General features: G+C 36.3%; 13 protein-coding genes. 9 read left to right on the forward strand and 4 right to left on the reverse strand.

Annotated features, from left to right (window positions below; genetic code table 11):
* Positions 1-397: 397 nt before the first annotated feature.
* The 3 genes from ACSC9N_RS13160 to ACSC9N_RS13170 all read left to right on the forward strand — a co-directional run bounded on the left by ACSC9N_RS13160 (position 398) and on the right by ACSC9N_RS13170 (position 2,973).
* Positions 398-1,294: a hypothetical protein gene (locus ACSC9N_RS13160; RefSeq protein ID WP_058952286.1), complete on the forward strand. Its 897-nt coding sequence runs from the start codon at positions 398-400 to the stop codon at positions 1,292-1,294.
* Positions 1,295-1,412: 118 nt separating this feature from the next.
* On the forward strand, positions 1,413-1,607 hold the full coding sequence (locus ACSC9N_RS13165) for a helix-turn-helix transcriptional regulator (protein ID WP_002047799.1): 195 nt from the start codon (positions 1,413-1,415) through the stop codon (positions 1,605-1,607).
* A gap of 1 nt (position 1,608) precedes the next feature.
* Complete coding sequence (locus tag ACSC9N_RS13170; protein ID WP_395474901.1) at positions 1,609-2,973, forward strand: DUF3987 domain-containing protein; 1,365 nt, start codon at positions 1,609-1,611, stop codon at positions 2,971-2,973.
* 192 nt (positions 2,974-3,165) lie between these two features.
* Here the strand turns inward: ACSC9N_RS13170 and ACSC9N_RS13175 are convergent, their stop codons facing one another.
* From ACSC9N_RS13175 to ACSC9N_RS13190, 4 genes are all read right to left on the reverse strand, one after another.
* The gene (locus ACSC9N_RS13175; RefSeq protein ID WP_058952288.1) at positions 3,166-4,518 is read right to left on the reverse strand and encodes a tyrosine-type recombinase/integrase; all 1,353 of its coding nucleotides are present in this window, start codon (positions 4,516-4,518) and stop codon (positions 3,166-3,168) included.
* Positions 4,519-5,589: 1,071 nt separating this feature from the next.
* Entirely contained in the window at positions 5,590-6,096 is a 507-nt protein-coding gene (locus tag ACSC9N_RS13180; protein ID WP_439036049.1) for a hypothetical protein, read from the reverse strand.
* Complete coding sequence (locus ACSC9N_RS13185) at positions 6,096-7,091, reverse strand: phage portal protein (protein WP_439036050.1); 996 nt, start codon at positions 7,089-7,091, stop codon at positions 6,096-6,098. Before ACSC9N_RS13185 ends, ACSC9N_RS13180 begins: the two co-directional genes overlap by 1 nt.
* A complete protein-coding gene (locus ACSC9N_RS13190) occupies positions 7,091-8,878 on the reverse strand; it encodes a terminase large subunit domain-containing protein (protein WP_439036051.1) in 1,788 nt (595 codons plus the stop codon). The genes ACSC9N_RS13185 and ACSC9N_RS13190 overlap by 1 nt, the downstream gene beginning before the upstream one ends.
* A gap of 159 nt (positions 8,879-9,037) precedes the next feature.
* Here ACSC9N_RS13190 and ACSC9N_RS13195 point away from each other — a divergent pair, with 159 nt between their 5' ends.
* The 6 genes from ACSC9N_RS13195 to ACSC9N_RS13220 all read left to right on the forward strand — a co-directional run bounded on the left by ACSC9N_RS13195 (position 9,038) and on the right by ACSC9N_RS13220 (position 12,851).
* Positions 9,038-9,871 (forward strand): GPO family capsid scaffolding protein, encoded by an 834-nt coding sequence (locus tag ACSC9N_RS13195; protein ID WP_439036052.1) that lies wholly within the window; start codon positions 9,038-9,040, stop codon positions 9,869-9,871.
* 52 nt (positions 9,872-9,923) lie between these two features.
* The gene (locus ACSC9N_RS13200) at positions 9,924-10,913 is read left to right on the forward strand and encodes a phage major capsid protein, P2 family (protein WP_005267272.1); all 990 of its coding nucleotides are present in this window, start codon (positions 9,924-9,926) and stop codon (positions 10,911-10,913) included.
* A gap of 10 nt (positions 10,914-10,923) precedes the next feature.
* Complete coding sequence (gene gpM / locus ACSC9N_RS13205) at positions 10,924-11,670, forward strand: phage terminase small subunit (RefSeq protein WP_439036053.1); 747 nt, start codon at positions 10,924-10,926, stop codon at positions 11,668-11,670.
* A gap of 103 nt (positions 11,671-11,773) precedes the next feature.
* Entirely contained in the window at positions 11,774-12,238 is a 465-nt protein-coding gene (locus tag ACSC9N_RS13210; protein WP_194598191.1) for a head completion/stabilization protein, read from the forward strand.
* Complete coding sequence (locus ACSC9N_RS13215; RefSeq protein ID WP_005267282.1) at positions 12,239-12,448, forward strand: tail protein X; 210 nt, start codon at positions 12,239-12,241, stop codon at positions 12,446-12,448. It abuts the gene before it with no gap.
* Positions 12,449-12,458: 10 nt separating this feature from the next.
* Complete coding sequence (locus tag ACSC9N_RS13220) at positions 12,459-12,851, forward strand: putative holin (protein WP_155861801.1); 393 nt, start codon at positions 12,459-12,461, stop codon at positions 12,849-12,851.
* The last annotated feature ends 146 nt before the right edge of the window (positions 12,852-12,997 follow it).

Here is a 12,997-nt window from a genome sequence, read left to right on the forward strand (position 1 = left end):
AATATCGCTCAATAGGTTTGGGTTTGCTATGTTGTACATTTCTGACAGGAAGCAACTATTACCAATTTCAAAAATTTACAGTAGGAACAGACCTATCCATTGACTATTACCGAATGGTCATGATGATAAGTTTTCTAATCGCTTGTTTTATATCAAGTCTGTATTTCACATTGAAATATAAAAGATATTCACAAAAATACTCGGTTGATTTTAATGTAAAAACAATGAGATTTATGACGAGTACTGCCATCCCCTTCTTTATATCAGTAACTACTTTTTTTGTTGTTTAAATCATCAAAGTGTTAAACATGTTGGTAAGCAAGATGAATTTACAGCTGAGTAGTTTTCATACTTAACAATAAGGGTTTCTCTAATTTATAAGTTAAAGGGCGATATTATGAAAAATGGTGAACTGGAAAAGTTATTGACACCACCTGAAATAATTAGTGATCAACATAAAGATAATATTATAAAGTTAAATGAATATAACAATAAGTTAAAAATTTATCTAGTTGAAAACTATTTTAAAAAACCTGATATTTTATTGATTTATTTAAAGAAAATTGGGGCTGAAAAAATAATTAGCATTAGTGAGAATATTGAACTATTGCACAGAATATTCAGTAATATAGTTTTTTTTGATTATTTTAAGGAGAGTGAGCTTTGTGTGGCTGATCTAATTAAGATATTAACTATTTGTAATAATTCATCTGAATACTTTATTAATAGAATTAAGAATGAAGAAGAAATTATTAATAAAAAAATAAAAAAGCTAGAAGTCGTTTTTAAAAGTTTTATAGATAATGCAGAAGAACTTTATGATTTTGAGTTTTGGTTTAATGATAGAGCAATAAAAAATTTAGGAGAGATATTAAATATTATTGCACCTAATGATTTTGATAAAGAAGAGGAATTACTCAACTTGGAAATAGGCGACAAAATAAAATCCCTTGTAGTTTTTGAGAAAATTTTTGAAAATTACTATCAAGATGTAAAAAATATGTATGAAAGTAAAAGAGAATTAAATCCAAAAGAAAAAAACATAAATATTAATTATTTTGTTAGGGAGTTAAGGAATATTTTTGAATCTGGAAATAAAATAGAAATTCCCAATGAAATTATTTGCGAGCTGGTTTCTCTAATATTCGATAAACAGATGGATGATACTCAATTGAATAATATCCTTAAAAATTCTAATAAAAATATTTCAAATACTAGCTATACATTACAGTTTACAACGAAAGAAAATAATATTGAAGAAAGGGAATATATAAAAACCAAAAATTGCTTATAGTTTTTCTTGCACTATGTCAAGGTTATCTAGGCCTGTTTTTTTTGTGGGTTTAAGAGCATTACTCTTTTTTTGATTATTTATAAAAATGCATGTATCTACTTTTTACATGAGAATTGAAATGCTAAAGACAAAAAAAGAAGTCTGCGAATTATTGAGTCTTACACGTGATGGTCTGACAAAGTTACAACAGAAAGATCCATCATTTCCTCGACCTATAAAATTTTCAAAAGAACGTCAAGCTCATGCATATTTTGATATTAAAGAGCTACAGGAGTGGCTTGAGTTAAAAAAATCTGAAAGAGAGGAATATTAAAATGAGTAATATTCTTTTATCTGAATTATCTAAAGACCAATTGATTGAAAAATTTGAAGAATATCCAATTTATGCCTTTCCAAAAATAATTGCTAATGCGATTCAAAAATCTGCTTTTTATCATCATGTTCCTGTTGCAGTCGCAGCTCAAACATATTTAGCTCAAATGTCATTTATCGCACAAAAATTTATTAATGCGCCAAGCGATAAAAAAGAAAGTGGACAGCCGGCAAGTCTAGCTGTATTGACAGTTTTTGCTTCAGGTGAAGGAAAAGATGTATGTAAAGATGATGCTGCAAAAATTGCAATCGAAGTCGATAATACGAATATGCAAAATTATAATGAAGAAATAATCGCATGGAAAATAGCACATCAAAAAAACAAAGGTGAACGTCCGATTAGTCCTCAATCAATTTTTGTAAGAGCAACCACGCAAGGTGTATTAAAGCATATGAGTATTAGCCCTTCTTCGAGTTTTATTTGGAGCACGGGCGAAGGCGGTTATTTGTTTGGCGGTTATTCTTTGCAAAGTGATACGAAATCAGATGCTTTAAGCACATTAACAGATTTAGTTGATCGAGGATCAGTAACTACAAATTTAGGGGGTGATGATAGTACTCTTGTTATGAATAAACGCTTTTGTTTGGATATAGCGGTTCAAGACGTCGTTGCACGACCATCTCTTGAAAATGAAATGTGTAAAAAACAAGGTTTTTTTGCAAGATTTTTATTTGCTGCACCTGAATCATTGCCTTTTAAGGAAATCACAAAAAATAATCGTAAATTAAAGTCTTATGATGATAATGATATAAATATGTATTGGAGCTTATGTCGGGAACTGCTTGACCCAATAAATTTAACTATTGATACAGCTAAAAGACAAGTTATTATGAAAAATGACGAAGCTGATGATATTCATATTGAATATGAAAATTATATTAATTTTGAATCTCAAAAAGATGGTTTATATTATTCTATTCAAGCAAATGCAAAACGAACAAAACAATATGTTTTAAGAGTTGCGGCTATTCTTTCTTTTTTTGAATCTAAAAATATAATTGATGCCAAAATCATGAGAAATGCTATTGATATATGTAAGTATTCTCTAAATCAATGGCTAATATATTATAATAAGGGTGAAAAAACAGATAGTGAGATACTATTCTCTTGGATTAAAGAGCAATATAAACGTGGAAATAAAGTAATTTTAAAATCTAGCATTAATCAAAATGTTAGGAAAGTAAAAACTGCTCAATTAAGAGATGCAGCCCTAAAATACTTAATCGAAGCTGATTATATCAATATTGAAGAAATCGGAAAAAAAGAATATATCTCATTGACTAATAAAGCTCTTGAGAACATCTAAATTGCCTAAAACAACTAAAATATATACATGGTAAGGCTTTGACCGTAGATTGTAATATCTAATGAAGTCTAAATTGTCTAATGCTCAATTTGAGCTTAGACAATTTAGATCATATTAGACCATAGAATTCAGAATGTAAAACTAGAGTAGATATAGCGCCAATAAGATTTTAGACAAATAGATCACGTCGCTCTAAGATGCTAAATCATTTTCATCTTTCAACATATCAAGAATAAATAATTTTAATTGAGATACCTTAACTTTGTCAGAAGTCAAAGTATTTAAATTATCGATGACATCAAATTGCTCAGTATCAAAATTAAAATGTTGATTATTTATTAATGCATCCAAATAATCTGCCCAAATTTGCATCATTTTAGTTCTTTGTTTCAAATAAAGAGCTTTATTATAAACGCCTTCAACTCCACCAACAGCATGAGCTAAGGCAGTCTCAACATATTCTTTTCTAAAGCCTTTTTCTCTCAGAGTAGTACTTAAAATATGCCGAAACCCATGCGGAGTCTGGCGTCCTTGATAACCTAATGACTTTAAGGCTTTATTAAATGTATTATTGGAAATGGGTTGTTTCTTGGTACTTCTGCTAGGAAACAAGAATAAAGAATCACTAGTGATTATTTTTAGCTCGTTAAGAAGTGATAAGGCTTGCAGTGGTAAAGGGATAATATGCTCTTTTCTTTTTTTCATTCTATGTGCGGGGATAGACCATAGATTTTCCTGAAAATCAAATTCTTCCCATACAGCTTGCCTCATTTCTGATGGACGGGTACCTAACATAACACTCAATTCTAATCCAATAGCCGTCATTCGATTTGGATATGCTCTTATTTTTTTCAATAATTCTGGCATCTCTTTTTCTGAAACATGTGGCATATTTTGCTTTTCATGTTTGTCCAAAAATTTTGTAATACCAGTGACTGGATTGTAATCTATACGACCTGTAACTTCTGCAAAATCATAAATCTCTCTGCATAATGTACATAGCCTTTTACCCATTTCAACAATAGGTTTTTTTGTTTTAGGGTGTAATTTTTTTTGAATCGCTTGAAATAACTCTAACCATGCCTTTTTTGTTATTTTTCTATAATCCAGTTTTCCCATGATTGGATAAATATGGTTTTTTAATGCGCCTTCATTTCTAACTCTAGTTGCCTCTGTCCATGTTTTAGTTAAACAAAATTCTATAGCTAATTGTTCAAATGTGAATGAGTTGCTTAATAAACCGGCTTGCTTTTTATTTTCTCTATCAATTTTTGGATCTATCCCCTCTGAAATTAATTTTCTCATTTCTTCAGCATTTTTTCTTGCAAGTCTTCCCCCGACTGACGGATATCCTCCCAAACCCAACCATGTCCATTTACCATCGCTTGGTCTTTTATATCTTAATTCCCAGCGTTTGTTTCCTTTACTATGAACAGTGAAATATAGATTATTGCTATCTCTAACACGATACTCTTTTTCTTCAGGTTCTAAACTTGCAAGAGTAGTATCAGATAAAGGATATTTTTTTATATCGACTCTTTTCATAGTTAAAGCCTTGTATGGTGATTTCATTACAACTCAAAATATACACGGCACCATACAAACAATACAAGACTATACATATTCGTGGCTATTTATGTATATGCATAAAAAAAGCCTTAAACACTGATGTTTAAGGCTTTTTTAGTCATATTTAGTTATGTAACTTCATATAAATTTAAGAATTTGGTGGAGGTGGCGGCTACCTAATTAATCAAATAAACACATATTTTAAAAGGTAAATTATTCCAAAAAATCACTTATGTATAACATCTGTATAACAAATTAAAAATTTCACGCCAAATATGAGTTCTATTTCAGTTTCAGGATTTGAACTCACGCCATCTTGGTCAGATTTCAAATAACAGTACAGAAAATATATCAGATGTAGAGATCACACACATATATATGACAGCAATGGCCAACGTTTGGAAAAGGCTTTTTTAATGTGATTTTGATAATTTTGAAAATTTCAGGTGAGAAAAAAAAGAGGTTAGAAAAGTTAGAAATTTATAAAACAGTATTCAAATATTTGATTTATATAAATTAATTACAATTTCAAAAAGGTTAGAAAATGGTTAGATTATGGTTAGTTCTAACCTCTAATTTTGGTTAGAAGTTCTAACCTTTTATATTATTGTTTTATATAAATATTTTAACTTTTATAACTTTTTTCTAACCACTTCTAACCTTTATATGGTTAGAAATTTAATTATTAAATATCAGATACTTAAATAGTAAAAACCTTTCATTTTACTGTTTCTAACCTTTTTTAAGCACTATTGATTGAGTTGAAGAAACTTTTGATAAATCGCAAGTTGTAGGCATTCATAGAATCCATGTTGAATTATGTAGAACTGAATTTTGGACATTCGGCTGTGTCATGCACCAGTACTGCTGTGGCTTAGAGGGTCATCGGTTGGGATCACAAATCTGTTGAATATTCGACACATTTACTGGGCAGGTGAGGTGGGGGGTCAACCGCCCGGCTTGAACCGGATTCTGTAGTTTTAGAAACTTTGGCCAAAAAAAAGCCCTCACACATGGAGGACTTTTATTTTCGTGTAAATACTGTGATTATCTTTGTTTATCTGGCTTCACCTGCTGTGGCCATGCCTGATCTAATCGTTCTGCATCAATTGCGTGTCCATCAGCTGCTGCTGCGATTGCTCCACCACGGTCTGCCATTGTTTTGAGTACGAAGTTGCAGGTCTTTCCATATTCAACGATGGCTTCATGGGTACCTGAGGACAAACGTTTGTTTGTATCACTGATCTGCTTTGACAACCGGTCAACAGCCAAAGCACTGTCACTGGCAGCAGCCAACGCAACTTGTAAGTTTTTATTTGCATTTCGTTCTGACTCCAAAAGTTCTTGCGACCATGCCTGCTCTACTTCATGCACTTCATTGGCACGTTGCGATGCAAGCAAATCACGTTGTGTTTCAGCTAAAGTTTTTTGTGATTCGAGTAAATCAATTTGATGTGACTTACTTGTGCAGCTGGTGACTGAAAATGCCAAAGCGATGGCCAAGGCAGCCATCACGATGAATTTCCAATTTTTAATTGCCAAAGCAATATTCATTATTGTTTTTCCTGTTTGAATTGAAGTTGATGAAACTCTTTGAAGCGGATGATCTGATCACCTGCCCATTCGTTTACTGTGTTGGCGAATAAATTTTGAAGTGGAACAATTTCGGAATACCAATAGGCTTCACGTGCTTCACTGATAGATCCGAAGCCACCTGCATTGGATGGAATGATTCCGAGAAGTTGTGGCGGTGTACGTTGGGATGCAAGAACATCATCACGTGTGACATTTTTAATATTTAAGAATTCATCTTTGGCAGCCAATTCACTGATTGGAATCAGTTGCAAACCATCCTTTTTTCCATTTGGTGCATGCAGAAATAAATTTCGGAAGTTACCTGGACCACGTGAATCTTTCATCGCTTGTTTCAATGCATCCACATCTGCATCATCTACACCAGGATCAGTCATATATAGGATGAAGCCGGCATGAGATCCGTTGTTGTAATACTTGCGACGGAATAGAGTTGCTGACTCATTGAGCCAAACGGATTGAAGTGCAGCGATATATTCGGGCGTGCCATAAATTTCTTGATCGACATCGATGCCCTTGATATGGCAAACGGTACCAGGTTTAAAAATGTGTTCTTCAAAACCATTGAGCAGCTGCAAAAATTCATTCGAGTTTTTCATGCGTCTGGTGTACTTGGCCATGAGCCCATCATAGTGATGTGGTTCATTCAAACGATTGTCGATCCGTTGCAAATAGCCGTTGCCAAATACTAAGTAGTCAAAAGCTATTCGTTCAAATTCAGATGAGCTGATCAATTTATTTGGCGTGAATGAAGACACCAGTTGATTCTTTTTATAAAACACTGCAGTCGACAAATATGGCATTGCCTTAAAGGATTTTGCCAAAGCGTTCATACTGATATGTGGTTCATAGTAATTGCCACACAGACATGTTTCATAGAACTGTGATAAGTCACGGCCATTCATCACCGGTTCAGCATCACCGAAGGTAAATGCCTGCACTTTGCTGTCGGACATTAGTAAATCTCCATAGAGGATTTTTTAGATTTTGTTTGGTCATCAAGGGTCAAAGGCTCATTTGCGAAGGCATGGAAAATGGCAAAAGCCAAATCAGCATGACCAATGTTTTCTGCACGTGATGCTTCAAATGTCATTTGTCTTTGTGAAGCCGTCAGTGTTTTACGAATCGCCATAATCGACATGGCCACGTCTGTGGATCCAGCATCAAATTCAAAGCGTCCTTTGTTGATCACATCCATGGCTTTTATGACCAATTGTGTTTTGACATCGACGCTATAATTGAAGGTCGTTAGATTCGGGAAGAAATCAAGAACCAATTGCGCCACACCAGTACCCATACCGGACTTATCCAATCCGATATATTTGACGTTATATTTGGTCGTTAATTTTTTGATGTATTGCGCTTGGCTGGCAAAGTCCATGCCTTTGAACTGGTGATGTTCAAGCAGTCGGAATTTAGGATAATCAGGTTCAGGTGGTGCAATGACCACAAGCCCTGCACTGTCGCCACTTTCTGCTGGATCGTATCCAATCCAAACTGGTTTATTACCAAATGGACGCAATGCCAATGGCTTAAAATCTTTGGACCATACTTCCCATGAATCGACCATACACGGCTGAATGATGGACAGTGGAAAGACACTATGACCATCATCGACAAATTCACACATATATAAATTGGCGAATTCTTCAGGACTATTTTCAGCAATCAATTCATCAATATCGAATAGATCACAGCCTTGGCGTTCAGCATCCTGAATATTGACGATATGTCGCCACATTTTGTCGCCACACAAAGCACCGTCTCTTAATTTTGCGTGACTGGTGTCGATATCAATTCGATTTTCTTTGCTGCGACCTTTATTGAATGCGTCCCCTGTCCAGAATGCATAGGCTTCATGAGTTTTGCTAGAAGGTGTACTGAAATAGGTCTTTTTATATTGTTTTTGGGCAGCCATTGCCGATGCCACTTTTTTTAAGGTGGCAAAGCCATGCACCCAGAAGAATTCGTCAAAATACAAGTCGCCATGGTATGACTGAGCTGTTTTTGCATTGGTCCCCAAGAAAATCAGCTGAACGGTATTACCACATGGCAGCGTTATTGAAATTGGATCGCCTTGCAGATCCACTTCAATGGATTGCATGACAAAGTTTTTGATGTACGTTTTAAAACCGTGTGCCTGCGCTTTCGATGCAGACAAGAAAATTTGATTTCGACCAGTGGTGACAGCTTTGATCAATGCTTCACGTGCAAAATAAAAAGTCGCACCAATCTGACGAGATTTTAATAAGGCACGATTTCGCTGTTCACGAGCACGGTACCAAACTTTTTGATATTCAAATAAACCGTCATCAAAGTCTTCAAGAAGTTTTTCAACTTGTTCTTCAGTCAGTGCATTTGGTTGTTTTGGCTTACGTGGTCCAGCATTTCGATTTTTTAGTTTTGGATTCAGATCGGTTTCATTGCCACCATCAGAATATTTATCGATTCGTGCCATGCGCTCCATCTGACGCATGAGCAAATCAATTTCTTTGTAATCACCAGGTGTTTTTTTCTCAAGAATAATCAGTTTGATCAATTGAGCAGTTAAGGCTTCACCGACTCGACCAACAGGTGCATCTTTATCCCATTCGTCACGTGTTTTCCACGCATGAACATTTTTATCAGGTTCGTCGATGTGATCTGCAATCGAGCTGATTCGCCACCCCATCCAATACAAAAATTTTGCTAGAAGGCGCTTATCAAAGGTCACGTTTTTCGGGGTATTAAGTGCATTATCCATTGGCTCATTAAGCCAACACATCAGTTTTTATTCATTGCACTGATATTGTGAAATAGTGTTTATACAACCCACTTTGATTGAATGTTATGGCTGTTCTTCCGATTCTGCTAACTACTTTAAATAGATTTTATCTATCGACAATAGACACAGGATTCAGAAATGAAGAAATCCAAATTTTACCGAGTTGCTGTCGCTGGTGCTACGACTGATGGTCGCATCATTGAAGCTTCTTGGATTCAACAAATGGCCAAGAATTATGACCCCAATACTTATACTGCTTTAGCGAATATCGAACATATTCGTGGAATTTCTCCAAGTTCTGAATTTGGGAACTATGCAAAAGTACTTGGACTTAAAGCACAAGAAGATGACATTAACGGTCAAAAAAAATGGTGCTTATATGCACAGCTTGAAGCATTCGACAATCTGATTGAACTGCACGGTAAAAAACAAAAACTTTTCAATTCTATTGAAGTAAATCCAAGTTTTGCTGACACCAATGAAGCTTATTTGGTCGGTATCGCATTCACTGATACGCCTGCTTCATTAGGTACACAAATTATGGAATTTGCTTCTAAGAATCCTGAAGCAAACCCATTCACTTCAAAAAAACAGCATAAAGACAATTTATTTACTGCTGCTGAAGAAGTGGATCTCCAGTTTGAAGACAGTCCTGATCCTGAGACAGAAGCAAAAGGCCTGTTTTCTAAAGTTTTGGATTGGTTGAAGCCACAACAAGAACAACAAGACAATAAAAATAAAGACCAATTCAAAGAAGTATCTGACTCGCTAGAAGCGATTGCAAAAACCTTTGGCGCAAGTCAGACCAAATTGCAAAAGGTCGAAACTGAGTTTTCGGAACTTAAAACCAAGCATTCTAAATTCGAAGAAGACTTCAATGATCTAAAAACCAAATTAGAAGGTGAAGAAAACCCAGGTACACCACCTGCACCTGAAAACACTGGCAACTTCTCTGAACAAATCGAGTGCTAATAGTTTCAATACTGTCAGCAGTCTATAAATATTGCTTATAAGCGAGAAAAAAATGCGTAACGATACACGTAAAAAATTCAATCATAGTTTAGCCAAAGTTGCTGAACTGAACGGTGTTGAATCTGCACAGGTGCAATTTACAGTCGCACCTGCACCAGCTCAAAAAATGGAAGAAAAAATTCAGGCTTCAAGCGAATTTCTTCAAAAAATTAATGTCATGCCTGTCGATACTCAAACAGGTGAAGCAATTGGTTTATCTGTCAATAAAACAATTGCAGGTCGTACTGATACATCAGGCAATGGTGAACGTACTCCAACTGATCCGACTGGTTTAGGTTCAGACAAATACGAATGCAAGCAGACTGATTTTGATGTGGCGATTCCATATGCAAAACTTGATGCTTGGTCAGTTTTCGCAGACTTCCATCAACGTTGGACTAATGCCGTTGCTAAAGCAATTGCTTTGGACCGTATCATGATCGGTTTCAACGGTACATCTGCAGCAGCAACAACTGATCGTACTGTAAATACAAAATTGCAAGACGTGAATATTGGTTGGTTGCAAAAGATTCGTACTAATGCACCTGATCGTGTGATGTCAACAGTCACCGTGGGTGCAGCTGGTACATATAAAAACCTAGATGCTTTGGTGGTCGATGCAGTCAATGAATTAATTGATGAAGTTCACCAAGATGATACGGATCTCGTCGTGATCTGTGGTCGTTCACTGTTGGCTGACAAAAACTTCCCAATCGTGAATGATGCGTCTGACAATACCAATGTATTGGCTGGTCAGGTTTTATTAAGCCAAAAACAAATCGGTGGTTTACCTGCAGCACGTGTACCACACTTCCCTGATAATGCACTTTTGATCACGTCTTTTGACAACCTGTCAATCTACTATCAAAAAGATGCAAAACGTCGTTACATCCAAGAAAAACCAAGCAAAAACCGCATTGAAGATTATCAATCTTCCAATGAAGCGTATGTGATTGAAGCATACGAAAAAGTTGCATTGGTTGAAGGCATCACAATTCAATAATAGGTGATTTATGTTGAGTCCAGCTCGACGACATCGCCTTCAGGCTTTGGCAGCAATTGAAGCTGCCAAGGCTGACGAATTTGGTGGTGTACGTCCAGACGCAAGCGTCTACCAATTACAACTGACCGAACTCAAAAACGATATTCATGTTTTACGTTCAATTCAGTCACAAGAAAAACGTGCTGAAGCGAAAAAAGAACTGATTCCAAAGCACATGCCTTATGTGTTGGGTATTGTTCAGTCAGGCGCAAAAGTTGAACAGGATGAAGTCATTACCACCATCATGGTGTGGTGCTTTGACTGTGGTCTATTCAATCAAGGTTTAAGCATTGCTGAATATGCTTTGCAAAATGAGCTAAAAATGCCTGACTCATTTAGTCGCAGTACTGCAAGTATTGTTGCTGAGGAAATTGGTAATGCAGCACACAAAACCTATCAGGATGGCCAAGTATTTAAACTTGATGTTCTTGAAAAAGCGGATCAACTGACTGCCAACCATGATATGCACGACCAGATCCGTGCCAAATTATATCTGGCAATTGGTCGGACTTTCTTGCAGTTAGACCGTGGATCCGAAGCAGTAGCATTTATCAAAATGGCGATTGCAAAAAATGAAAACTGTGGCGGTAAAACAGATCTTAAAAAAGCTGAAAAGCTCTACAAAGAACAATTACAAAATTCACCTGAACCCATGCTGAATGCAGATGGTTCACAGGTCGTCGATGACCAAGGCAACTTGCAATTTCATCCGACGTAACGAGTGCCCCGCGCCAACCGAGGGGCAGAATTGACGCTGTAATGACATTTTTATGTGTAATTACAAACTCAATTCTCCACCCCTCAACTATTTGAGAATGACAATGACCGGACTAATTGCAAACGGCAACCGCAACAATGAAGAAGTTGTCATCACCAGTGAAGAATTCTTTCCTGAAATTTCTTCAAAAGCCATTCGTGAAAAATTGCGCTTTGATAGTAGTGTCACCAATGAGCGTTTAATCCCTGCCATCGAATCAGCCATCATTGAAGTGAATGATCAACTTGAATCACTCACATCAAAAGCAGCCACACTTGCTGAACTCAGCACAAAAACCATTACTTCAGGTACCACCACAAAACCGATTACTGAAGTTTTATATTTCCGTGCCGTTGCTGCAGCTGTTGGTGCTGAACTGAATGAACAATATCGCGCTTATGACACCACAAATAATGGTGGCCAAAAAGCTGATGAATTGACACCAACCATTGATGACTATCGTCGTGATCTGCGCTTTGCCATTCGTGATTTAAAAAAAATTCGTCGTTTGAATGTGGAGCTGGTCTAAATGAAAACTGTTTATGCCCTTCAAGATGACACGGTTGACGCTATTTGTTGGCGCAATTATGGACGCTCATCTGGTGTGGTCGAAGCAGTACTTGAAGCCAATCCACATCTGTCTGCATTTGGTCCATTTCTTCCGATGGGTACCAAGGTTCAGTTACCAGAAATTCAAACCCAACAAAATAAAACGCAAAGCATTCAGCTTTGGGACTGAGAACAAAAATATGGCTGAACCAACCACATCAACCACTGTCGCAATTACCGCTTCTGCAGGATTGGTATCACTCCTTCCATTCGTGAATGGTGATGCACTGTTTGGTGCCGTAATTGGTGCAGCATTTTTAGCATTTACCCAAGAGTCATTGAGCTATGGAAAACGTATTTTTTCGCTCATGTTATCCGTTGCCCTGGGCTATGCCTTAGCACCTGAAATTTCAAATCGTACAGGTATAAACAGTCACACGGTGATCGCTTGTTTCACCAGTATGTTTGCTTTACCGGTATTGGTCAAAGTCATGACGTGGGTCAATAAATCCACCCTGACAGAAATATTCAATACAACGTCTAAATTCTTTTCTGCCCTGTCCAATACCTTTGGAAAGGAGAATAAAAAATGATGCAACTTATGTTGTCGCCATTGGCGCAAACTATTTTTTCAATCATTGCCGTGCTTTGTTATGTGGCATGTGCATTTCGTATTTTATGTTTTGACCGACTACACCTGCAGTCATGTTCGTTACGATTATTCGCAACTGTTTTGATT

The sequence above is a fragment of the Acinetobacter sp. PC34 genome, assembly GCF_051789135.1.
Lineage (GTDB): Bacteria > Pseudomonadota > Gammaproteobacteria > Pseudomonadales > Moraxellaceae > Acinetobacter > Acinetobacter johnsonii.

Coding starts and splice junctions, on each gene's coding strand:
- ACSC9N_RS13180 (WP_439036049.1), bottom strand. CDS start 6,096: ATGAATATTGCTTTGGCAATTAAAAATTGGAAATTCATCGTGATGGCT.
- ACSC9N_RS13175 (WP_058952288.1), bottom strand. CDS start 4,518: ATGAAAAGAGTCGATATAAAAAAATATCCTTTATCTGATACTACTCTT.
- gpM (WP_439036053.1), top strand. CDS start 10,924: ATGTTGAGTCCAGCTCGACGACATCGCCTTCAGGCTTTGGCAGCAATT.
- ACSC9N_RS13220 (WP_155861801.1), top strand. CDS start 12,459: ATGGCTGAACCAACCACATCAACCACTGTCGCAATTACCGCTTCTGCA.
- ACSC9N_RS13165 (WP_002047799.1), top strand. CDS start 1,413: ATGCTAAAGACAAAAAAAGAAGTCTGCGAATTATTGAGTCTTACACGT.
- ACSC9N_RS13200 (WP_005267272.1), top strand. CDS start 9,924: ATGCGTAACGATACACGTAAAAAATTCAATCATAGTTTAGCCAAAGTT.
- ACSC9N_RS13195 (WP_439036052.1), top strand. CDS start 9,038: ATGAAGAAATCCAAATTTTACCGAGTTGCTGTCGCTGGTGCTACGACT.
- ACSC9N_RS13190 (WP_439036051.1), bottom strand. CDS start 8,878: ATGGATAATGCACTTAATACCCCGAAAAACGTGACCTTTGATAAGCGC.
- ACSC9N_RS13210 (WP_194598191.1), top strand. CDS start 11,774: ATGACCGGACTAATTGCAAACGGCAACCGCAACAATGAAGAAGTTGTC.
- ACSC9N_RS13160 (WP_058952286.1), top strand. CDS start 398: ATGAAAAATGGTGAACTGGAAAAGTTATTGACACCACCTGAAATAATT.
- ACSC9N_RS13215 (WP_005267282.1), top strand. CDS start 12,239: ATGAAAACTGTTTATGCCCTTCAAGATGACACGGTTGACGCTATTTGT.
- ACSC9N_RS13170 (WP_395474901.1), top strand. CDS start 1,609: ATGAGTAATATTCTTTTATCTGAATTATCTAAAGACCAATTGATTGAA.
- ACSC9N_RS13185 (WP_439036050.1), bottom strand. CDS start 7,091: ATGTCCGACAGCAAAGTGCAGGCATTTACCTTCGGTGATGCTGAACCG.